This window comes from Mariniflexile ostreae (assembly GCF_042427585.1).
In the GTDB taxonomy this organism is placed as follows: Bacteria; Bacteroidota; Bacteroidia; order Flavobacteriales; family Flavobacteriaceae; genus Pseudalgibacter; species Pseudalgibacter ostreae.
Genome location: NZ_JBHMFC010000022.1, coordinates 53,936 through 78,451 on the forward strand (window position 1 = coordinate 53,936; position 24,516 = coordinate 78,451).

The 24,516-nt window shown below is 35.4% G+C and carries 16 protein-coding genes; 9 read left to right on the forward strand and 7 right to left on the reverse strand.

Annotated features, from left to right (window positions below; genetic code table 11):
• The 6 genes from ACFFU9_RS07385 (at position 1) to ACFFU9_RS07410 (ending at position 9,079) form a co-directional block, all read left to right on the forward strand.
• The gene (locus ACFFU9_RS07385; RefSeq protein WP_379860755.1) at positions 1–3,429 is read left to right on the forward strand and encodes a hypothetical protein; all 3,429 of its coding nucleotides are present in this window, start codon (positions 1–3) and stop codon (positions 3,427–3,429) included.
• 443 nt (positions 3,430–3,872) lie between these two features.
• Positions 3,873–5,720: a 30S ribosomal protein S1 gene (rpsA, locus tag ACFFU9_RS07390; RefSeq protein ID WP_379860756.1), complete on the forward strand. Its 1,848-nt coding sequence runs from the start codon at positions 3,873–3,875 to the stop codon at positions 5,718–5,720.
• 494 nt (positions 5,721–6,214) lie between these two features.
• Positions 6,215–6,754 (forward strand): bifunctional pyr operon transcriptional regulator/uracil phosphoribosyltransferase PyrR, encoded by a 540-nt coding sequence (pyrR, locus tag ACFFU9_RS07395; protein ID WP_379860757.1) that lies wholly within the window; start codon positions 6,215–6,217, stop codon positions 6,752–6,754.
• 69 nt (positions 6,755–6,823) lie between these two features.
• Positions 6,824–7,753, forward strand: a complete 930-nt coding sequence (locus tag ACFFU9_RS07400; RefSeq protein WP_379860758.1) for an aspartate carbamoyltransferase catalytic subunit — start codon at positions 6,824–6,826, stop codon at positions 7,751–7,753.
• A 6-nt stretch (positions 7,754–7,759) separates the two neighbouring features.
• Positions 7,760–8,092 carry a ribonuclease Z gene (locus ACFFU9_RS07405; protein WP_379860759.1) on the forward strand — a complete coding sequence of 111 codons (333 nt, stop codon included), beginning with the start codon at positions 7,760–7,762 and terminating at the stop codon, positions 8,090–8,092.
• An 81-nt stretch (positions 8,093–8,173) separates the two neighbouring features.
• The gene (locus tag ACFFU9_RS07410) at positions 8,174–9,079 is read left to right on the forward strand and encodes a ribonuclease Z (protein ID WP_379860760.1); all 906 of its coding nucleotides are present in this window, start codon (positions 8,174–8,176) and stop codon (positions 9,077–9,079) included.
• Here the strand turns inward: ACFFU9_RS07410 and ACFFU9_RS07415 are convergent.
• Positions 9,069–9,503 carry a hypothetical protein gene (locus ACFFU9_RS07415; protein WP_379860761.1) on the reverse strand — a complete coding sequence of 145 codons (435 nt, stop codon included), beginning with the start codon at positions 9,501–9,503 and terminating at the stop codon, positions 9,069–9,071. The genes ACFFU9_RS07410 and ACFFU9_RS07415 overlap by 11 nt on opposite strands.
• A gap of 236 nt (positions 9,504–9,739) precedes the next feature.
• Positions 9,740–10,159 carry a hypothetical protein gene (locus ACFFU9_RS07420; protein ID WP_379860762.1) on the reverse strand — a complete coding sequence of 140 codons (420 nt, stop codon included), beginning with the start codon at positions 10,157–10,159 and terminating at the stop codon, positions 9,740–9,742.
• 83 nt (positions 10,160–10,242) lie between these two features.
• Between ACFFU9_RS07420 and pdxH the strand changes: the two genes are divergently transcribed.
• Complete coding sequence (pdxH, locus tag ACFFU9_RS07425; RefSeq protein WP_379860790.1) at positions 10,243–10,887, forward strand: pyridoxamine 5'-phosphate oxidase; 645 nt, start codon at positions 10,243–10,245, stop codon at positions 10,885–10,887.
• Between the two features lie 160 nt (positions 10,888–11,047).
• The gene (locus ACFFU9_RS07430; protein WP_379860763.1) at positions 11,048–11,542 is read left to right on the forward strand and encodes a CAP domain-containing protein; all 495 of its coding nucleotides are present in this window, start codon (positions 11,048–11,050) and stop codon (positions 11,540–11,542) included.
• Between the two features lie 76 nt (positions 11,543–11,618).
• On the opposite strand, the gene ACFFU9_RS07435 is transcribed toward ACFFU9_RS07430, so the two are convergent.
• Positions 11,619–12,509, reverse strand: coding sequence for a LysR family transcriptional regulator (locus ACFFU9_RS07435; RefSeq protein ID WP_379860764.1), 891 nt, complete (start codon positions 12,507–12,509; stop codon positions 11,619–11,621).
• A 133-nt stretch (positions 12,510–12,642) separates the two neighbouring features.
• Between ACFFU9_RS07435 and ACFFU9_RS07440 the strand changes: the two genes are divergently transcribed.
• On the forward strand, positions 12,643–13,215 hold the full coding sequence (locus tag ACFFU9_RS07440; protein WP_379860765.1) for an HPP family protein: 573 nt from the start codon (positions 12,643–12,645) through the stop codon (positions 13,213–13,215).
• Positions 13,216–13,225: 10 nt separating this feature from the next.
• Here ACFFU9_RS07440 and ACFFU9_RS07445 read toward each other — a convergent pair whose 3' ends face one another.
• The 4 genes from ACFFU9_RS07445 to ACFFU9_RS07460 all read right to left on the reverse strand — a co-directional run bounded on the left by ACFFU9_RS07445 (position 13,226) and on the right by ACFFU9_RS07460 (position 24,141).
• A complete protein-coding gene (locus tag ACFFU9_RS07445; protein WP_379860766.1) occupies positions 13,226–15,154 on the reverse strand; it encodes an OmpA family protein in 1,929 nt (642 codons plus the stop codon).
• A gap of 65 nt (positions 15,155–15,219) precedes the next feature.
• Positions 15,220–17,142, reverse strand: a complete 1,923-nt coding sequence (locus ACFFU9_RS07450) for an OmpA family protein (RefSeq protein WP_379860767.1) — start codon at positions 17,140–17,142, stop codon at positions 15,220–15,222.
• A 14-nt stretch (positions 17,143–17,156) separates the two neighbouring features.
• Positions 17,157–18,083: a PorP/SprF family type IX secretion system membrane protein gene (locus ACFFU9_RS07455; protein WP_379860768.1), complete on the reverse strand. Its 927-nt coding sequence runs from the start codon at positions 18,081–18,083 to the stop codon at positions 17,157–17,159.
• A 10-nt stretch (positions 18,084–18,093) separates the two neighbouring features.
• Positions 18,094–24,141 carry a T9SS type B sorting domain-containing protein gene (locus tag ACFFU9_RS07460; protein WP_379860769.1) on the reverse strand — a complete coding sequence of 2,016 codons (6,048 nt, stop codon included), beginning with the start codon at positions 24,139–24,141 and terminating at the stop codon, positions 18,094–18,096.
• Between the last annotated feature and the right edge of the window lie 375 nt (positions 24,142–24,516).

Here is a 24,516-nt window from a genome sequence, read left to right on the forward strand (position 1 = left end):
ATGAAAAATAAAATATATAGATTTAAAACGTATGTGTTGCTCTTGTTTCTATTAGCAACGTCTTTTACGTACTCGCAAATAGCATTAAACACTACGCCAAATACGAGTACCTGTAATTTAAATGGCGACAATGTGACTGTTTCTGTGCCGTCAGAAGCTTTAACAGGTGATAATATTGCATTAAATATTACTTTGCCAGGAAGCTACGATGTGAGCTGTGTTAAAACGGTAAGTGTTTCCGCTTCCGCAAATTTAGTTTTTCAAAGCTCGGGAGCTGTACCTTTTACAGATATGGGTGGAGGAACCCATCAAAATGCGGCAACACCCGAATTAAAGGGGAATGATGGGCAAAATTTTAATGTGTTTTATAAGTTTCCTAATTATGTAACGTGTAACGGAACTGTTGGAACTTTTGAAGTTACAGTAACATTAGATTGTGAAGGTGTTATAACCACCTGTAAAACGACGGTAAATGTTATTGCTAGGGCTGATAATTACTGGTCGATTACCAAACAATATGTTAGTGGAGACTTAACCTGTGGAACTTCGAATTGGATTATAAGGGTGAACCATAATAACCCAAATGGATCCGGACTTGGAACTTATAAGCTATCGGGAACCATTACAGAAGTGCCGTCGGTACCTGTTATAAGTGGAGCAGTGCATACGGTAAATTATTCAGCGTCTAACAATGCTTCTTATCCCAAATTTGTTACATTAGAAAATTGTGCGCCAGAAGGATCTGTAATTACGAATACCGCAAATTATAATTTCACTTTGGGAGATGGGAGTTGTGGCACCATGGAGGGGACTATAACAGCCGATTCGGATCCGTTAATATCTCCAAACTCTAGTTTATCCTTTGTTAAGAGGGTGTATGATAACAATGGGTATTATAGTACGCATCCTTATTTTAATTTGCCACCAGGATGTTCTGGAAAATATGCAATAAGTATAAGCAATAATGGTAATGTGCCTTGGACGAATATTTCAATTACCGATAATTTAAACATTCCAGGAATAACGATTACAGGAATAAGTTTACCAAGTGGATGGACATCGGCACCAACGATACCACCATACTTAAATGTTCCATACACCTTTACAGCACCTTCATCATTCGTTTTGGAGCCTGGTAAAAACGCATATATTTGGATTGAGTTTCAGGTAGATTCAGGTGTAACAGCGGGCACGGCCATTTCCAATTCAGCAAGTGTTATTTATCAAGCTAGCGGAGCAAGCAGTAGTGGTGGGAGCGGTAATGATCCACAAGCATCTTGTCCGGGAATAACTTGTCCTGAAATAGATACGACCATTCAAAACGACTCCGATACGGTTAGTTTTAATGTTAGTGTACCAGAGGCTAGAGGCTCTATTAAAAAGTGTATTTTGAATCCGCCAAGTGCCATTGATCCGCCTATTTATCAAATTGGAGATGTTGTAGAATTTAGTGTTATGATTGGGAATTCGGGAGCTGCCGACTTAACAACAACAGTAACCGATGCTTTAGGAATGCCTAATCAAAACTTGCAAATTTTACCAGGTTCAATCGCTTATGAATATTATGGTGACAAAAACAGAGGTTTTGCAAACCATTGTAACCCTTCATTAGGAGCAGCTGTATCACCCTCATTTCCGGTTACCGCTAATACTACTGATTTACAAAATCCATTCTGGAATATTACCAGTATGCCTGGGGTTTGTGATTATAATAAATCAAACTTTTTAATTATTAAATTTAAAGCTAAAGTTTTGCCACAATTACATGGTACAAAAACAAATGGGGCTAGTATACCAAGCACAACAGGTTCTGGAACCCATACGAGTACGGTAAATTATAGTATTGATCAAGTGGGTATTTTGGGTGTTAACAAAACGGCCGATACAGAAATTGTTGAAAACGGTCAATCCTTTAATTATAACATAACTGTTTCAAATAATGGTAGTGTACCTTTAGATCATATTGTGATTACGGATATGTTACCCGAATGCGTGTCTTTAAATGGACAAATACAAATAAAAGACGCTACAAACAACAGTATTGCGTATACCACCTCTGGTAATATGGTAATTACTATTGATCCTGCAGCTCAAGTTTTTCCAGGAAACGACTTTACAATTACGATACCCGTGGTTAAATCTGGAGGAGGAAGCTGTTGTAATCAAAGTGTTTCTGTAACAGCAGAAATGACCACTTCGGGAGTGGAATTAAATGCCAACTACGGTAGTGAAGAGGCGCCGGCAGCTTGTGTTACGGGAACCGAATGTTGCGATATTGACGGTTTTGAGGCTTCTATTCATGAAAACAATGGTAGCTTTAATGTTAATATCGAAGGAGGTAGTGTGCCTATTCAAGAAGTAGAGATTTCTATGATAGATTATCATGTGTCGTATTCTAATGAAGATTGTAAGCCTAGCGATTTAGGGGTTTTTGGAACCCTTTCAACGTCAACAACCGCACTGGAAACCTTATTGTTAAATTCAGGTGATAATAACTCGCACAGTCTAACATGGTTGCCAGGGTCGCCTTCAATTTTAGATAATGCGCATGTAAATTTAGATGTTGTTGCACCGTTAATGTTAGATATCGATTGCTGTGATATGGTGGTATCATTCTGTATAAAAGTACGGGTGAAGGATGCAAACTGCAATGTATGTGAAAAAATAATTTGCTACACGAGTGATCAACCAACTGCTCCAGAACCTTGTGATATTGATGTTAAGCCTTTAGAGACAAGACAGTATTGTGTTGGAGATACTATTGATTTGAACTGGGGAGGTACAACACCATCAGGACAGGTTAATGTTTCGTTATACGACCATACAAATGGAACAATACATTCTGTTTTAGCAACAGGAATAGCGAATACTGGAAACTTTACTTATACTATACCAGCATCGTTTCCTTGTGATCCACCAAGAACCTGGTCTTTGATTGTTGAAGACGCAGAGAAACTATGTATTGGCAAAAGCACACCTTTTATAATTGAATGTTGTAAGCCACAAGAGGTTTGCGACTGTGGGGATTGGTTAACAAAAAGTGTTTCAGTTATAGGGTATATTAAGGAAATTCCTAGAGACCCTAGATTGAAAATAACCGTTCCACCAGTATTTGGAAAAAAAGTGGATTGTGGAAATAAAATAAAACTAAAACACGCCATGAATTATGCGTTTACCGCTCCCAATTACCAATGTGCTCCAAAAGATTGTGATGTTAATTATAAATGGGAAGTGATAGATCCTAATGGCACTATTTTATCTGGAAATGGGAAAACGACAAATTATACGTTTAATACCTATGGCACACATAAAATAGTATTTACTCCTATTTGCGGAGGAAATGATTGTAAGCCTTGTGTTATTTATGTAGATATTGATCGCATAGGTGGTGTATTTGGAGAATATCAATACCAGCTTGAAAAAATGTAAAAGATATAAAAACAGTTTAATTTAAGTCATTTTATTTAAAAGAAAGACCTCCTTAATCTTAAAGAGGTCTTTCTTATTTTGGGTGTTTATCAAAATACGTGTTAAATCGCTCATGTAAGGTGGGGGAGCGCTTTATAAGAATCGTACTTTACGAACAAATGAATAGATTTTTATAACTTTGGCTTTATTGCTGCCACTGTAGGAGCTTTTTTGTATAAAAAATGAATTTAATTATTCATTTTTAGGTAATTATATCAATAATACGTAGCTTTGCACTCCTTTTAGCGAATTGATGGAAAGATAGAAGGAACAAAACGAAAATAAACATAACACTTCTGTGTGTGCATCGCTTAAATCTTCCGAAAACATGCAGAATACAAAACCCTAATGTAACTCTATTTTCTAAAACATCGAAAACGTATTACATTACACAATTACATTACATGGCTGAACAAGCAAAACAAGCTAATCCTGAGGTCTCAGAAGAAGCAACAGAAGCAAAAAAATCAGAAGCTCCAGTAGTATCTGAAGCGAAAGCAAATCCTGAAAAATTCTTAAAAGAATTCAACTGGCACAATTACGAAGAAGGTATTGATGAGGTTGATGATCAACAACTTAAAGAATTTGAAAAATTAGTAGCAGAAAACTTCGTAGACACTTTAGATGATGAGGTTGTTGAAGGAACAGTAATACACATTACGGATCGTGATGCTATTATTGACATCAACGCAAAATCAGAAGGTGTTATTTCTTTAAACGAATTTCGTTACAATCCAAACTTATCAGTAGGTGATAAAGTAGAAGTATTGATTGATGTTCGTGAAGACGCTACTGGTCAATTGGTATTATCTCACAGAAAAGCACGTGTTATCAAAGCATGGGATCGTGTTAATGCGGCTCATGATACAGGTGAAATCGTTAATGGTTTTGTTAAGTGCAGAACTAAAGGTGGTATGATTGTAGATGTTTTCGGTATCGAGGCATTCTTACCAGGATCTCAAATTGACGTGAAGCCAATTAGAGATTACGATCAATATGTAAATAAAACTATGGAATTTAAAGTGGTTAAAATCAACCACGAATTCAAAAACGTAGTCGTATCCCATAAAGCTTTAATTGAAGCTGATATTGAAGAGCAAAAGAAAGAAATCATTGGTCAATTAGAAAAAGGTCAAGTACTAGAAGGTGTTGTGAAAAACATTACATCTTACGGTGTGTTTATCGATCTTGGTGGCGTAGATGGTTTAATCCATATTACAGATCTTTCTTGGTCTCGTATCAACCATCCAAATGAGATTGTTGAACTAGATCAAAAACTTAACGTGGTAATCCTTGATTTTGATGAAGATAAATCAAGAATCCAATTAGGTCTTAAACAACTTTCTAAACATCCTTGGGAAGCTTTAGCCGATACTGTAAAAGTTGGTGATAAAGTAAAAGGGAAAGTAGTGGTTATTGCAGATTATGGTGCATTTATTGAAGTTGCAGATGGTGTAGAAGGATTGATCCACGTGTCAGAAATGTCTTGGTCAACCCATTTGCGTTCTGCTCAAGATTTCGTATCTGTAGGCGATGAGGTAGATGCTGTTATCTTAACATTAGATAGAGAAGACCGTAAAATGTCTCTTGGTATCAAACAAATTACTCCAGACCCATGGACAGATATTACAGGTAAATATCCTGTAGGTTCTAAGCATGTAGGTATTGTGCGTAACTTTACAAACTTTGGTGTTTTTGTAGAATTAGAAGAAGGTATTGATGGATTGATTTACATTTCAGATTTATCTTGGACTAAGAAAATCAAGCATCCAAGTGAGTTCTGCGCTGTTGGAGATAAATTGGACGTTGTCGTATTAGAATTGGATGTTGAAGGTCGTAAACTAAGTTTAGGACACAAACAAACCACTACAAATCCATGGGATGCATATGAAACAGAATTCGCTTTAGAAAGTGTTCATAGTGCTGAAATCTCTGAAATTGTAGACAAAGGTGCTACAGTTGAATTTAATGAGGATATTGTTGCTTTTGTTCCTGCTCGTCATCTTGAAAAAGAAGATGGAAGTAAACTTAAAAAGGGGGATACTGCAGAATTTAAAATCATTGAATTCAATAAAGAGTTTAAACGTGTAGTAGCCTCTCATACAGCAATTTTTAAAGCTGAAGAAGTAGCTAACGTAAAAGCAGCTGTTAAAAAAGCAGCGAGTGCGGCAGCAGAAGCGAAACCTACTTTAGGGGATGCTAATGATGCTTTACAAGCGCTTAAAGATAAAATGGACGGAAAAACAAACTAGTCAGTGTTCCATTTTAGAATATAAAGGCTTTCTTCCAAACATTTTGGGAGGAAGCTTTTTTTTTATGTTAAATTTTATATCTTCAGAATGTCTGGTCTTTTATTGTCAGGACTATTAAAAGATACACCCGTAAGCAAGGTAAATGTATTTGATATTTCTGTGCCTATAGATGACACAACTTTGAATTTATCAAACCATTACAAATCAAGATACAATTGAGTTATTGAACAATAGCCAAAGATATTCCTGTTATGATATATTACATTAAAGCAGGCCTGTGTATTTTGAGCATTAAAGCTTAAATAAAAAGACCATTTAAAAGTTTATAAAAGAATAAGCTTTTTTAAAATGTATTATGAACAGGAGGCATTGATGTCCTCTCTTTTTTTTATCTTTGTGAGCTTAAAGATTTAATATTTTAATGCAAACTAACATTCATATGGGATGCCATTAATTTTTAACTAACTTTGTCCCAAAACACCCTTGAATAGTATATGAGTCAAAAAGTTTTACTTAAAGCAAAAGAGGTAAACATCATTCTTCACCGATTGGCTTGTCAACTTATTGAAAAACATAATGATTTTTCAAATACCGTTTTAATAGGATTACAACCTCGTGGCATATTTTTAGCGAATAGATTAGCTAAAATATTAACAGACGATTATCAAATTAAAAACATTCCATTAGGGCATCTTGATATTACGTTTTATAGAGATGATTTTAGAAGAGGAGATAAGACCTTGGAAGCTAATACCACAGATATTCATTTTTTAGTTGAAAACAAAAATGTTGTTTTTATCGACGATGTACTGTATACAGGTAGAAGTATAAGGGCTGCCTTAACGGCAATCCAATCTTTTGGCAGACCCAATGAAGTGGAATTGCTAACCCTTATTGATAGACGTTTTAGTAGACATCTTCCTATACAACCCAATTATAGAGGCCGCCAAGTAGATGTGATAAATGAAGAAAGAGTTATAGTGCATTGGAAGGAAAATGAAGGTGAAGATGCCGTGTATTTAATTGAAAAATAAACATAATAATTAAAATATTTTAGTAGGTATCAGTTATAGCCTCTAAATTTTCAACTTTAAATAAAAGAAATGAGCGAACTAAGTGTCAATCACTTATTAGGTATAAAATATCTAACCCAACGGGATATTCAACTTATTTTTGAAACAGCCGATCATTTTAAAGAAGTCATCAATAGACCTATTAAAAAAGTGCCTTCTCTAAGAGATATTACTATTGCCAATTTGTTTTTTGAAAACTCTACACGTACCAAGTTGTCCTTTGAGCTGGCAGAAAAACGGTTGTCTGCCGATGTTATTAATTTTTCGGCATCACAATCTTCAGTTAAAAAAGGAGAAACACTTATAGATACGGTTAATAATATTTTATCCATGAAAGTGGATATGGTCGTGATGCGGCACCCAAACCCTGGCGCAGGAGTATTTCTATCCAGACATGTTAAGGCTAGTATTATAAATGCAGGAGATGGTGCACACGAGCATCCTACGCAAGCCCTTCTGGATTCTTACTCTATCCGTGAAAAGCTAGGGGAAGTAGAGGGCAAAAAAGTGGTTATTGTTGGCGATATTCTACACAGTCGCGTAGCCCTTTCAAATATTTTCGCATTGCAAAAGCAAGGAGCGGAAATTATGGTATGTGGCCCCAAAACCTTAATTCCAAAATACATTGATAAATTAGGTGTAAAAGTAGAAACCGATTTACGCAAAGCCCTCAACTGGTGCGATGTTGCTAATATGCTTCGTGTTCAAAACGAACGTATGGATATTAGCTATTTTCCAACAGCAAGAGAATATACACAACAGTTTGGTGTTAATAAGGAACTATTAGATTCTTTAGATAAAAAAATAACGATTATGCATCCGGGGCCTATTAATAGAGGGGTAGAAATTACCAGCGATGTAGCAGATTCTAAACAGTCTATTATTTTGGAGCAAGTCCAGAACGGGGTTGCAGTTAGAATGGCCGTTATTTATCTATTAGCATCAAAAATAAAACAGTAAAACATTATGATACTCCATCAAAACGGAAACACATCCATTATCACTCAAGAAAAGGCAACCTTAATAGAGTTGATAAAAAAAATACAAGCATTATACCCCAAATTTAAAAACCATAATATCTTAGTTCACCTAACGAGTTTGAATAAAATAAGCAAACAGGATATTATTGAATTTTTAGAACTTTCTAATATGCATAGAAAGGCAAAACAATCTTTTGTTATCGTTACAGATAAGATTGATTTAGAAGAATCTCTTGATGAAATTATCGTGGTTCCTACGCTTCAAGAAGCTTATGATATTATAGAAATGGAAGAAATAGAACGCGATCTTGGTTTTTAAATAGTTTAATATTGAGTCGTTCCTAATTAACTAGAAACTACTTAACCATTAAATATTAAACTACCACAACTAAAAACAAAAATGAAATTAACCATATTAGGCTGTTATAGTGCCACCCCAAAAGTCTCAACACACACCACATCACAAGTGTTGGAAATGAATAACCACATGTTTTTAATAGATTGTGGAGAGGGGACTCAAGTGGAATTACGCCGTCATAAAATTAAATTCAACCGTATTAAGCATATTTTTATATCGCATTTGCACGGTGATCATTTTTTTGGGTTGGTGGGTTTAATTTCTACTTTTAGACTACTTACAAGAGAAACCGACTTGCATATTTATGGGCCAACAGGTATTAAAGAAGTGATAACACTTCAAATGAAACTGGCAGACTCTTGGACCAATTATAAATTGATTTTCCATGAGCTTTCTTCGGAAAGCTCAGAATTGATTTTTGAAGACGAGTTAGTAGAAGTGCATACCATTCCTTTACATCATCGTGTTTATACCAATGGATATCTTTTTAAGGAGAAGGAAGGTGATCGCAAATTAGATATAGGCGCGGTACTAGATGCCAATATCGATCAGGTTTATTATAACAAACTAAAACAAGGGTTTGATGTTATAAATGAAGATGGTAAAAGTATAGATAATGCTTTAGTTACAACAAAAGCGAATGCTGTAAAGAGTTATGCTTTTTGTAGTGATACGCTTTATAAAGAAGATATTGTACCTATTATAAAATATGCAGATGTACTCTATCATGAGTCTACTTTTTTGGATAAACACGCACATCTAGCTCCGAGAACCAAGCACTCTACAGCAAAACAAGCCGCTAAAATAGCTAAATTGGCACATGTAAAAACGCTTATCTTAGGGCATTATTCTTCCCGATACGATAATTTAGAAGATTTTAAGACTGAAGCCAAGACCGTATTTGAAAATGTTGAATTAGCAGAGGATGGGAAAACCTTTACGTTTTAGGAGGCATATTTAAACTTAAAGTCCATTTTATAGCTTCGTCCAAGGAGTGATAGCATTTAATTTTTGCTTTAGAAAACATTCTCTCTATTGCAATATTAGTATAAGCCCAATTGGTATAGAATACAATTATACGAATATGACTGAAACCATATTTATCTTCCATCTGTAACCAGAAATTCGGGTTTATTGAATAGGAGTTTACTTTATTGGTAATATAAACCAGTTTTCTAGGGTTGTTTAGGCCCGTATTATCATAAAATTTTAAAATGTCTTGAGATATAATATCAATCATTTCCAAATCGAAATGTATGCCCTCGTGTATTTCAGAAATAACAAAGGTTTCAAAAAAATAAAAAATACCAAATGGTTTTTCTATTTTAGAATATATTAAAGTTTTAAAGTATTTCGACTCCTCAAATTTCATTTTAACGGCGGTTGTTATCGTTAAATATAGGAATTATCCCAAAAATTAAATAAGATTGGGCTTCTTTTTTTAGAGGAATAATTTTTTTAGTTTAAATCTATTGTTATGTTAACTTATTGATTGTAATTGTATTACTGTAACCGTCCGTTTTTTTAATACACTAAATCATGATTTTTTACTAAAACGTATATAAAGGTGTTGTGGATACAGTATATACAGAAAAACAATACGATAAATTATTTAAATTCATTTAAATTCATAATCCAATCTATAGCTTCATCTAAGGTCTTACAGCGCTTAATACTTTTGTCCGATAATTGTTTTTCTAAAGTTGCATTCATATACATCAAATCATTATAAAAAACTACGGCGCTGGCATGTAAAATGTTATATATATCGTAAACCTTATTCCAATTGTGTGGATTCATGGAGTAAGAGTTTACTCTATTTGAAATGTAGCCTATGCTCTTATTTTTGCCATAGTACTCTATAACCTCATCCATTGAAGACGCAATCATTTCCCAGTCGAAATGAATGCCCTCATGCAATTCAGATATTAAAAAATTATCACATAAATAAAAATTACCAAAAGGCTTTTCAAGCTTGTAGTAATTAAGAATTTTACTGTATTTGGAGTTTTCGAATTTCATTGCCATAAAAAAAACACATGCTAATGTAATACGTTTATTATTACAATTAAAGCGAAATGAAAAATATATTTTTTGTTAATTTGTATACTATGGAAAAGGACTTAAGTAATTATAGAAGATCTTATGAGAAGCAGGAATTGCTTTTAAAAGATGTACCAGAAAACCCTATGGAATTGTTCCAAAAATGGTTTTTTGAAGTGGATCGTTTTTTTACAGAAAACGAAACCAATGCTATGACGATATCTACTATTGGTTTGGATGGGTTTCCAAAAAATCGAGTAGTATTATTAAAAAAATACACTTATGAAGGCTTTATTTTTTACACCAATTACAACAGTGAAAAAGGTAAAGCAATAGCAATGAATCCTCGTGTTTGTTTATCATTTTTTTGGCATGGTGCAGAGCGCCAGGTTATTATAAAAGGAAATGCGGAAAAAATAGCTACAAACTTAAGTGATGGTTATTTCGATTCACGTCCAAGAGGAAGCCAGCTTGGAGCTTTGGTTTCCCATCAAAGTGAGGTTATAGATAGAGATGTATTGGAAAAAGAGCTTCTTGAATTAGAAAAAAAATATGAAGGACAAGAAATTCCTCGCCCAGAATTTTGGGGCGGTTATATAATTAAGCCAGTAGAAATAGAGTTTTGGCAGGGAAGGCCAAATAGGTTGCACGATAGGGTTAGATATAAGCTTCAACAAGATTATAATTGGAAAATAGACAGGCTCTCTCCTTAGGGTTGTAAAAACTTACAAAACGTTAGTTTAAATGGTGAATTATCGATTAAGTGTATGGGTGGTCGGTAAAGTGCATGTATTTCAACGAATTTAACATTTAATTAACGTTTATTTGGGTTTAGGAAGGTATTTTTAGGATACCAAACCTAAATGCCTACCCATGAAGTTATTAACTAAGCTGCCATTATTGGCATTGTTGGCTGTTATGTCTTTTTCCTGTACTACAGATAGTCTTAATGATAGTGCGGAAGACATTCAACTGACTCTTAACACACCGGAATCAAAAGCAATAGAAGTAGAAATCCTTAACCTTATTAACGACCATAGATTGTCTTTAGGTTTAAGTCCTTTGGTGGATATGACTTTAGTTAAATCTGTAGCTTATAGCCACACCGATTATATGGTGGATAATAATGTGGTTTCACATGACAATTTTTTTAAAAGAAGTAGTTTTTTAAAACAAAAAGCAGGAGCTAAAACAGTATCCGAAAATGTGGCTTATGGTTATACTTCAGCAGAATCTGTTGTTAAAGCTTGGCTAAAAAGTGAAGGGCACAAGAAGAACATTGAAGGTGATTATACAAACTTTGATATTTCGGCAGAAGAGAACACAGAAGGGAAATGGTATTATACTAATATCTTTATTAAGAAATAATAGTTTTTTAAACAGCAAACTTTACATTAAAAATATTAGCTCTTGAACAAGTTTTGAATAAATACCACATTAGACATTAGACAACAGAGAAATGTTCCTTAAAATTTGAAATAAAATCGTTGATGTATTTTTTATTTTTATCAAGTTTTCGAATTACTAAATAATGTTTTCTCTTTAAGCCATTACGTCCAATAGGTCTGTAAATTAAGTTTTCAGAAAGCTTAAAAGACTTTAGCGCCCACTTTGGCATACATGTTATACCTAAATTAGCATCAATCATTTCTAGGGCTACTTGGGTAAGTGGTACTGCTGTAATTTTATATGGCGTCACTTTATTGGGTTTTAATAGTTTTTCATAAACGGTTACAGTTTCTAATGGGTAAGAGTGAATTATTAAATGTGCATTAGAAAAAACAGTTGCTTCTATAAATTTTTCATGGCTCATTTTGTTTTCTGTGTGCATAATGGCAAAGATTTCATCTTCAAAAAAAGCAATAGTCCATAAATCTTTGTGAGATGGTTTGCTGGTAACTATGGCCACATCAATTTCATTTTCTAATAGTTTTGAAATGGGCTGGTGGGTAGCCTCAAAAATCAACTCGACAGAGATTTCGGGGTGGAATAAGCCCATTTTCTGGATAAAGCTAGGAAAACCATGATAAAAAGAGTAGCATTCGGTACTCACCTTAATAAAGCCTTTAGAGCCTGTTCGTATTTGTTTGATATTGCTAAGTCCTTTTTCTATACTTTCGAGAACCTCATTACTTATTTTGTATAATTCAGTGCCTTCCTCGGTCAATGTCCATTTGTTGCGCGTTCTAAAAAAAACTTTAAAGCCTAATTGTAATTCCAAATCCTTTAATTGATGGCTTAACGCAGATTGTGTTAAAAATAATTTTTCAGTTGAGTTGGCAAGACTGCCTTCTTCTGCTATTGTTTTTATCAACTTAAGATATTTAATTTCCATAATTTTTAATCAACAGTAATTTGCAAAACTAACAAGTATGTTTGATTTCTTTTCATTTAACTTTTAAAATCATTCAACTTTAAGAATGCACTTTTTGTTTTAGTAGCTCTATGTTTGCAGGCAAAAAAAAGCAATGATTAAGCATAAGATTAAACGCTCTATTCGTGTTTCAAAATATGTTATTTATAAAGAGACATTAGTAGATTTTAAGGAACATATTTGGTCTTTTATTGGTGCTTTTGTAGGGATAGGTGTTATTTCGTATATACAGTCTCAGTTTTTACCTGAAATAGAAAATATTTTTTTAATCGGTTCTTTTGGCGCTTCTAGTGTTTTAATTTATGGGGAAATACAGAGCCCTTTGGCCCAGCCCAGAAATTTAATTGGGGGGCATATTATCTCGGCCTTTATTGGTGTGACTATGTTTAAGTTAATACCAGATATTACATGGCTTGCAGCATCACTTGCTGTGGGCCTTTCAATTGTTCTTATGCAATACACAAAAACCATGCACCCTCCTGGGGGCGCTACAGCTTTAATTGCTGTAATTGGTACAGAAAAAATAAAAGCTTTAGGGTATTTATATGTTTTTGCACCGGTATTAATGGGAGCGTTTATTTTATTTATTGTTGCTCTTATTTTTAATAACATAACAAAAAATAGATGTTATCCTACAAATAGAAAATTTACTAAGTTTTTTAAATAATTGGTGTTTTTTATTGCTTGTTTACTACAATAACTTCTGTTCGTCTGTTTAGTTGATGTTGCGCTTCGGTACAGTTGGTTGTAACGTTGCAAACATGTAGTGGTTTTCGCTTGCCATAGCCTACATATTCTGTAATTCTAGAAGTGTTTATCCCCTTAGAAACAAAATACTTATATGTAGATTGTGCTCTTTTTTTAGACAATATGTCATTGTATTTTGCCGATCCTCTCGAATCTGTATGAGATTCAATTTTGATGATTATATTTGGGTAATTATGGATCATCAAATCTACGATCCTATCCAGTTTTAGGGCATTGTTCTTATTAATATTAAACTTGTTGTATTCAAACTGTATAACTGGTATTTCAAGGGGTATAGCATCAGGAACATGCTTTTTAGGATGAGTGCTTAGAGCCATATCTATTTTTATAGAAGTGGTTGTAGGCTCAATATGTTTAGAGGTGATTTGTTTTGATTCTTTCGTATAATTTTCTTTTCGAATTTGAATAACATAATCTTCATCTCTATCAATATCAATCTCAAATTTACCCTGTTTATCAGATTGTAATGATGCTATGTGATGTCCTTCAGCATTCAGCAAAACACCTGTAGCACCTACAATAGGATCCCCTTTAGCGTCTATAACATTGCTCTCTATTTTCAAAAGAGCAGTACGGTGAAAAGCATAAATGTCGTCACTACCAACACCTCCTTTTCTGTTTGATGCAAAATAGCCGGTTGCGCCATCGTCATTTGTAAAAAAAGAAAAATCGTCTTTACTGGAATTGATAGGGACTCCAAGATTAACGGTACTTACAATCGTATTATCAACATCGGTAACGGCAGCAAAAACATCTAAAAGTCCCAGACCAAGATGCCCATCTGATGAAAAGAAAAGCACGTTCTCTTTATTTATAAAAGGAAAGGATTCATTTTTTTTAGTGTTTACAATAGGGCCTAAGTTTTTAGGCTTGCCCATGGTTCCATCAGGACGAATAGGAACATAATAAATATCTGTCCCTCCAAAACCTCCTGGCATATCAGAGGTAAAATAAAGTTTGGTTCCATCGTGATTTAATGCGGGGTGACCTGTAGAATAATCTTCACTATTAAAACGAAGTGCTTTTATTTTTCTCCATTTATCTTTTATTAGCGATGCTTTGTAAATCTTTAAATTTCCAATATTATGTTGGTCTCTTTTTAAGGTGTTCTTGTTGAAATTATTTCTGGAAAAATACATGGTTTTTCCATCTTTTGTAATGGTTATAGGGCCATCATGATACACACTGTTAACTTTTCCTTTAATTTTCGATTTAGTATCTACGATAGCGTGTGTACTTCCTTTTTTAATCACGTATACGTCTAAAAAAGGTTGGTTGTCCCAGCCACTTTTAAATTTTTTAGCAACACCAGCATCTCTGGTGGATGTAAAATATAAATCGCCATAATGATTATAAGCACCAAATTCGCTAAACTCGGTATTAAAGAGAACCTCTTTCAAAAAGTAGCGCTGTTTTGTATGATAAATGGCGTTGATAAATTGGGCATCATTTGAAAATCTTTGAACATCGATTAAACCTCCTTTTTTTTTATAGTTTTCAAACCACATTCGAGATGCTTCATACTCCCCAATACCTCTTAGAGATTGAGCATAATGGTATAAGTACTCTACAGGTACGTTATTTTGAACTACTGTTTTTTTATAATAGACACTTGCACTATCTGGGTTTCTCATAAAAGCATAGCAGTCTGCTAATTTACGTGTGGCGTAATCGGTATTGAAATCTTGAGAAATAAGGGTTTTGTATGTTTCAGCTGCTTTATAAAAAGAAAAGGAATTGAATAAGTTATCCGCTTTTTTTTGAACAGTATTCTGTGCGAAAAGTGTAGTATTAGTTATAAATAAACCGAAAACTAAAATGATGGACCTCAACTTCATACTGAATAATTTTAATTAAAATGATTTGGTGGGTTTTATTTTCGAACCTCTATTTAAAAAAGTATTTACTCCATTTTCACGATTATAAACTGAGTACGTCTATTGAGTTGATGATCGGATTCTTCACAATTGGCACCCTCTTCACACCCATTGGTGAGTCTACGTTTTCCAAACCCCTTGTGCTCGGTAATTCTTTTAGGGTCTATACCTCTTGAAATCAAATATTGGTATGTAGCGTTTGCCCGATCAATGGATAATCTATCATTATAAGTTAAAGAACCTCTAGAGTCTGTATGCGATTCAATTCTAATAATCATATTAGGATACTCGTTGTTCATTAGGTTAACAATTTTGTCTAATTCTACTTTAGCGTCTTTCCTAATGATATGGCTATCATAATCAAAATAAATCGTGTTAAGTGACTTAAGTTCTGCCAAAACCACAACATCCTGAAGTGGATTTAGCAAAAGGTCAGTTTTAATAATCTGTGTTTTAGTTTCTAAGTTTCGTGTAGTGAATACTCTATAATCATCTATGTATTTTTTTTGTTTGCCTATTATTTTATAATCGGAATTTCTGTCTACGTTTATGGAAAAGTATCCATAATCGTCGGTAACTATCTTCGTGATTTGCTTGTCCTTGGCATCCAATAAGCTTATTTCGGAGTAGGGGATAGGCCTATTGTTTATGGCGTCTGTTACCACGCCTTCTACGTGCAGTAATGGAATTCTATAATAACTATATATGTCGTCACTTCCACGACCACCTCTTCTATCAGAAGAAAAGTAACCGGATAGTCCATCGGGATTCATAAAAAAAGAAAAATCGTCGCTATTAGAGTTTACAGGTTCTCCCAAATTTAAAACATCAATAATTTTATTTTCATCATTTTCAATAGTTCCGAAAATGTCCAACAGCCCTAAACCTTCGTGTCCATCGGAAGCAAAAAACAAGGTGCCATCACCATTAATAAATGGTGTGCCTTCTGAGTTTTTGGTATTTACGATGGGCCCTAAATTTTCAGGAGTTCCGAAAGTGCCATCTTCATAGATATCTACCCGATATATATCCGATCCGCCGTATCCGCCCGGCATGTCTGATGCAAAATAAAGTTTGGTTTCATCTTCATTTAGTGCTGGGTGTTGCACAGAGAAATTGTCGTTATTTATAGATAGTTCTTCAATATTGATCCAGCGGTCTCCTTTTTTTGTGGCTCTGTAAATTTTAATGTGATTAAAACCATCTTTATCGCTACCTTTTATATTTTCTTTTACATTATTTCTAGAAAAGTACATGGTTTTGCCATCTTTTGTTAGGGCTACGGGACCATCATGGAAGATGGAGTTGACTTCTCCTTTTAATTTTGAATGATGATCCACCTTTTTGGCATCTTTATCTATAACGTAAACGTCTAAAAAAGGCTGTTCATCCCAGTTATATATACGTTGTACCGAAGTTCCTTCATCTCTAGTGGAAGCAAAGTAAATCTTGCCATCGTGTTCAAAAGCTCCGAAATCACTATATTTAGAATTAAACCGCACTTTGTTTAAAAAATATTCTTGTTTTGCGTTTTTTATATTTTCGACAAAGTTTCCTTCTCTACCGTAGTTTTCGGTTTTTAAAGCGCCACCAGAATCCTTATAGCGCTTTAACCAAACCCGTGATTCTCTATAGTCCCTAATACCTCTTAAAGACTGTGCGTAATTATAATAATACTCAATAGGTATGTTGGCCTGCCTAACCGCTTGTTTGTAATATCTACTGGCATTTCTTGGATCTCGTAAGAAGCTATAACTGTCTGCCAATTGTCTTATAGCGTAATCTTTATTGTAATTATCCTGTACCAACTCCTTATAAAGTTCTATGGCTTTAACGTAAGCGTATTGGTTAAACAAGGTGTCTGCTTTTTTTAGTTTCGCTTGTTGCGAAAAAACAGAGACACCGAATAAGAGAAGTACATAAATTATTATATGGTCTTTAAGTTTCATATTAAAAGGACTTATTAAAAATATCTTGGTGATTTTAATTTCGAACTTAAGAATTTAAATTCATACATGAGCAACACTTCATGCGTTCCAGTGGTATATCTGGCTATATCAGAAATGGGCTTTTCATAGGCATATCCTATACGAAGCTGTCTGGATACCTGAAAGTCTATAATACCGCCAATAGCAGCTGTTTTTTTGTTCATTCTATAAGAACCGCCCAACCAGAATTTTTCATTAAACAGAAAATTTGCAGTTAGATCTAAGGCAATAGGGGCCCCATTCGTTGCTTTTGCCATAAAGGCTGGTTTGAATTTGAGTTTATCGTTAAAATTAAACACATAGCCTCCCGTAAAATAGTAGCTTATGCGTTCTAAAGCCTCATATTCTTTAGTTTTATTATAATCGTTATTTAAAATTCGTGGTGCAGATAGACTCAAATACCATATATCGGAATGCCAGTATACACCAGCTCCAATATTAGGGCTCCAACGGTCTTCAATGCCATAGATCATCTCGTCATTAATATTATCCGGATTTAATCGGAAATCGGTATCAAAACTAAAGCTTGTAAAGCCTCCTTTTAGTCCAAATGCTAATTTTGAATCGGCTCCTACAGGAATGGTATATGAAAAATCACCATAGAGATATGAGAAGTTTTGAGGGCCTAAATCGTCTTCAATAAAAGACAAACCTAAACCAATTCTTTTATTCCGAACAGGAGTATGTATAGAGAGGGTTTGTGTGATAGGGCCACCTCTAAAGCCCACCCATTGGCTTCTGTGTAATCCCACAATACTTAAGGCATCCCTACTACCGGCATAAGCAGGGTTTATGGAGATGGTGTTGTACATGTATTGGGTAAATTGTGGTAATTGTTGTGCTGTTGCGGCCATACAGGTGAACCATATAGCAACGATTATATAATGTTTTTTAAATTTCATAGGATAGGTTTTATTTGGTTCCAATATAAACAGGACCGGTATATGTTCCTATAATGCCTGTATTGTCTTTTATATTAACGATGTAATAATATGTGCCATTAGGTACGGTGCCAGACGCACCCATAGAAGCACTATTGGATTTGCCAGCCCAACTGCCAAGTCCTTCGCCAATTTGGTATTCATTGGATTCGTAAACAATGGCTCCCCAACGGTTAAACACTTTTACTTCAGCTTTGAAGCCACATAATTCTATACCTCCAATGTCGAAGGTTTCATTTTGATTATCACCATTGGGGGTTAATGCTGTAGAAATAACCACATCTTGACTCCCGCAAGGCAGTACAGCGCAGTCTGCGTGGATATTGATGGTAACTTCAGTACTATTAATACAGCCATTCTCCAACCCCGTATATCTAAATAGATAATTGATACCACCACTTCCTGGTAAAAAATCTTCAGCAAATTCCAAAACGGTAGGATCAAAAATACTAGCGGTTAAGGTGGCTTCTGTTTTACCTTCAATTAATTCCCAATTGCCATTATTTTTTTCACCAGATAAAAACTGATTTAAATCTATAATCCCATCATCAAAACATTGGTCTCCAGCAGTTATTTCTGTAACAATTTCATCAAGCATGACGTTAAGTTCTTGTGTGTAATCCTTACTGTTACCACACGCATCAGCGACCGTCCAGGTTCTGATAATTTTATAGTCGGCATAAACGTTTTCGTTAAAAGAATTAGTTTCGTTAAATGTCACATCAATATTTGTTGAACAGTTATCCGTAAAAGTTAATAAAGGCACTTCAGGAATCTCAGTACAGCTTACGGTTAATAGGCTATCGTAATTGGTAATTAATTCTGGTGCTTTTGTGTCTTGTACAGTAATTTCTTGAACATGTGCGATTTGAGTGCCACAAACGTCTATCGCTTTCCATGTTCGTCTTAAAACATAACTGTTTATACAACTTCCATTAAAACGGTCTTGATTATACGTAACTTTAACGCTACCACAACTGGTGGATGCAGAAAGCGCTACGGGATTAGGAATAGCGTCGCAAGCCACTGTTAAGTCTTTAGGTAAGCTAGCCTGATTAAACTTCACCTTAGTTGGAGCTATAAACGTGTAAGTAGCGGAAGCCGTTTTGGTTTCACAAATATCTTGAATGGTCCAGTTTACGGTTAGCGATCCACTAGAACAAAACGTAAGGGAAGGTTGAACAAAATCATTTGTAACGGAAGGAGAACAACCGCCATTAAAACTATTTTCAAGGAGATTCGTTTGCGTATTTACCCATGTAGAAATGTCTGCATTTAATGCTGCTTGTGCTTTTTCAGGCGTACTATTATCAAATTTACATGCTGTACTCGAGGTGTTTTCGGGGGCTTTGTAAGTGATCTCATTAGGCTTTGTTAGGGTGTAAGTAGCCGTTTCGGTAGTGGTTTCACAAAGGTCTTCCACAGTCCAAATAACGCTAACAGATCCACCTAAGCAGAACGCTATGGATTGATCTGTATAATTATGGGTTATTGTAGGAGAACATCCGCCCGTAATACTGTTAGCTATTGTGTTGGTTTGTGCAGAAACCCAAGCTATAATATCTGCTTTTACATTTGCTTGAGCAGTTAAAGGGTTTTGATTGTAGAACTCACAAGAAAAAGCCGTTTTGTTTATCGGCCTTGTATAGCCTATAGGCTCTGGTTGCTTTAAAATATAAGTAGCAGTAGGATTTAGGATTTGACAAACATCTTCTATTTCCCATGTGATGGTTATAAAGCCTCCTGTACAAAAATCGATACTTTGGTTGGTGTAGTTATTAGAAACAGTTGGAGAACCACCCGATAGACTCGTGTTTATAATATCCGTTTGGGTATTGACCCATGCAGCAATATCAGCATCGAGAGCCTTTTGAGCGATTATAATATCGGGGTTATCAAATTGGCAGGCTTCCACAATGTTTTCGGAAGGAGACGTAAATTCAAGGCCTTCTGGTTGTGTAAATTCATAAGTAGCGGTTGCGTTTGTGGAACCACAAACATCTTGTATTGTCCAAGTAACCGTTAGCGTATTAGACCCACAAAAGGCTATGGTTTGATCTATATAATTATTGGAGACCTTTGGTGAACACCCACCTTCAATAGAACTATTTATAGCATCTGTTTGTGCCGTTACCCAGGCGACAATATCGGCATCTAGGTTGGCTTGAGCTTTAGCGGGATCTGTGTCGTAAAATTGGGATGCTAGAGTCGCTTCATTAGCGGGCAAGTCATAAACCACTGCATCTGGCCTTGTTAGCGTATAGGTAGCAGTTGTGGTGCTTGTACCACAACTATCATGTATTGTCCAAGTTACGGGTATAGCGCCACCTGAGCAAAAATCAATGGTCTCATCCTTAAAATCATGTGTTATAGTAGGGGAGCATCCTCCAGAAAGACTTGAGTTGATATTATTGGTTTGTGTTGCCACCCATGTTGCTATCGCTGTGTTTAAATCTGTTTGTACTGTAACGAGATCTGTTGTTACAGTATTAATTAAACAGGCTTCCACTTGCTCGTCTACAGGTGCTGTATAAGTTAATAACCCAGGTTTTTTTAAGGTATATGTTGCCGTAGATTTTTTGGTTTCACAAATATCTTTTATCGTCCAAGTGATTACTGTAGCACCGCCCTCACAAAAATTGATAAATTCATTATTAAAATCATGCATTATTGTAGGCGAGCATCCTCCAGAAAGGCTTGAGCTGATAATATTGGTCTGTGCCGCAATCCAAGTTGTAATAGCATTGTTTAAAGCCGTTTGTGCCGTTGCGGGGTCTGTGCTATCAAATGAGCAAGCATCTACAATATTGTCTGTAGGAGCCGCATAAGATATAACCTCTGCATTTGTAAATGTAAATGTAGCCTGAGTCTGTGTTATTTCACAGCTATCTTCTATCGTCCACGTAACTAATACGGAACCGTCTTCACAGAAACTTATAGACGCGTTATTAAAATCATGTGTTACTTTTGGCGAGCAACCCCCAGTAATACTTGTACTTATAATGTCGGTTTGGGCCATTACCCAATCTGAAATAGCATTATTTAATGCCATTTCCACCGTTGCAGGGTCTGTAATATCGAAATCGCAAGCCTTCATGGTCTTGTCAATTGGTGGGGTGTAATTAACTGTTTCGGGCTTCTTTAAGGTGTAAGTAGCAGAAGGAGTTAAGGTTTCACATACATCTTCAATATTCCATTCGACTGTTAAGATGCCTCCTGTGCAAAAATCAAGAGTTCTATTTTCAAAATCATTGGTAATAACCGGTGAACCCTCAGAAAGGCTACCATTTATTAAATTGGTTTGGGCCGTAACCCAAGCAGCAATATCTGCATGGAGCGCATTTTGAGCGACACCAATATTTAGATTATCAAATTGACATGATTCTACGATTTTAGAATCAGGGTAATTAAAGTCTATGCCGTCGGGTTGAATAAAAGTATAGGTTGCCTGTGGGCTCGTGGTACTACATAGGTCATTCACTGTCCACGTAATAGTAATACTATTCGAAGCACAAAAAGAAATAGATTGTGTTGAAAAGTTATTTGATATTTCTGGATAACAGCCCCCTTCAATACTGTTTTTAATAGTATTTGTTTGTGTTAAGATCCAAGCAGCAATATCGCCATCTAAATTAGCTTGAGCTATGGTAGGGTCTGGATCATAAAGTTGAGATGCTGTTGATGAAGTGTCGCTGGGAAGTGTATAGGTTACCTCAGGAGCTGCTGCCAAATTAAAATCAGCAGTAAGTGTTATGGTTTCACACAGACTTGTAATGGTCCAGGTTACGGTTGTAGATCCGCCATCACATAACATCGGGGCGCTTAATGAAGCGCCATTATTGGTCAGAGCGGTAGAACATCCATCAGTTACAGCGATAGCGTTGGATTGTTGGGTTACCCAATTCGAGAATGCCGTATCGACTTCTGTTTGGTCGATGAAATCGCAAGAAAGCGTATTGGCATGATTAGGTTCTGTATAGGTTACCTCAGGAGCTGCTGCCAAATTAAAATCAGCAGTAAGTGTTATGGTTTCACACAGACTTATAATGGTCCAGGTTACGGTTGTAGAACCGCCATCACATAACATCGGGGCGCTTAATGAAGCGCCATTATTGGTCAGAACGGTAGAACATCCATCAGTTACAGCGATAGCGTTGGATTGCTGGGTTACCCAATTCGAGAATGCCGTATCGACTTCTGTTTGGTCGTTGAAATCGCAAGACGCCTCATCGGCATCACTAGGTTCTGTATAGGTTATCGCAGGAGCTGCTGCCAAATTAAAATCAGCAGTAAGTGTTATGGTTTCACACAGACTTGTAATGGTCCAGGTTACGGTTGTAGAACCGCCATCACATAACATCGGGGCGCTTAATGAATCGCCATTATTGGTCAGAGCGGTAGAACATCCATCAGTTACAGCGATAGCGTTGGATTGCTGGGTTACCCAATTCGAGAATGCCGTATCGACTTCTGTTTGGTCGTTGAAATCGCAAGACGCCTCATCGGCATCGCTAGGGGGTGCATAGGTTATTTTTGTTGGTGTGATAACAATTAACTGTTCTGCAGTTGCGGTATTGCCACATCCATTCATAGCTGTAAAAGTCCTTATTATTTCAACACAATTAGAACTAGGCACAGTACTGATTTTATCTATGTACGTTATACTAGCTATAGTTCCACTATAAAATATTTTATAATCGGGGTCGTCTAAAAAAGTATCTGTAATATCTATTGGTGTATCAGGATTATAGGCGTATCTGGCCTTTATTGCTAAATCTGTTTCATAGCATCCCTCAACCTCCAAAGGGTTTGGTGTAGACATAAGAGATGGTTGACTATTAAGGTCTACAGCAAAAGTGACATTAAAGATAACAAATGAATCATCTTTATCGCCAAGACCGTACTTAAATTTTGTGGAGTTTTGTTCATTATCAATAATACTTTTGTCGTCATTTTCAAGATTAAAAACAGCAATATCTAACCCTGCATTATTTTTCAATTCTGGCTTTCTGTAGCCTAAATTTTCATGCGTAAATATAGAAGAGTTGAAAAAGTTGTCGGTTTCATTTAAATCATGCTTTAAGCGTATAAAATTTCCACTATTTCTTTGTTCTATTGCAAAAAAATCACCATCCTTATTCGCTTCGCCTTCACTGGCCATCACGCCTAATTTTAAATTTACAGGACCATTTGTGGGGGTGTTAAAGCCTGATGCTTCTATAACACCATCAGGGTCGCCAACACCAACAAAAGCATAGCCATCAAACACCGTAATGTCTCTCCAGTTCATTTCAAAATTTTCATAAACCACTACCATGCCCCAACCACCAGATAAGCCTATGGCGTCAATAGTACCTTGGTTTAAAGCGATATCTGCAACTGTATATTCACCATCTTTACTATTTTTAACTAAATCGGTAACTTCGGCGTACCCAACAAAGATGCCTAAGCTCTCATTGTTTGTAGGAAATTCTATTAAGTTCCCCTCTGCTTCAACTGTAGTATACGTTCCTCCAGGAACCTTTAAAAGCACTTTGGTTTTATCTAAAGGTTTTTCGTTAGCTGCGTTAAAGGTATTTGGGTCGTTATCTCCATCCTCGTTTAAATCGGTACCATTATCTGCTCTACCCGTCCAATACAATCCTGCATATATGATTTCTGAACAAGAGGGATTCGCACTATTTTCATTTGAAAAATTTAATGTTGCAGAGGAAGAATTAAGAATAGGTCTGTTATTTGCATCAACTCCCATAGGGTCAACATTAACAAACTCCATGGGCTTTTCATTTGAATCTGTTTCACTTTTTGATACCAACGTAAGGTTCGTATTCCCCATCATAGCAAAATCTCCTCTGATACTATACACTTCTTTCGATGGTGTGGTTTTGGATGTTCTAGGAGAAAATGGAACTTGGCCATAGCTATTAAAAACGGTTGCCATACATAAAAGAATGACCCATATGAATTGGGGCGTGATTTTTCTGGTTCTGCAATTTAAATTAGAGTAGATTTTTATCATATTAAAATCATTTAGTTGGGCTAGCTTTTTTATTTTGAATGTTGTGTTGGTAGTTATTAAAACTATTTTCTTTTAATTCAAGTTTTTTAAAAAGGTATCTATTTAATAAACGGTATAAGTGGTTGATTTATAAAGGATAATGCTCTTTTGGTTTAGTGTTGTTTTGAACAGCAAACACACGTAATAATATTTTGATTTTCGGGTCGATTTTTCACATGTTAAACGATTTAATTTTATTGAAAGAAAGAACAAGACTTAAGGTTCAGAGTTAAAAATAAATGTGGGTCCATAGCATGTGTTATGTCGGCAGTCATAACAAAAAAACAGATATGCTGGTATTTAATCAAATAAAGGTGTTAAATCACTTATAAATTC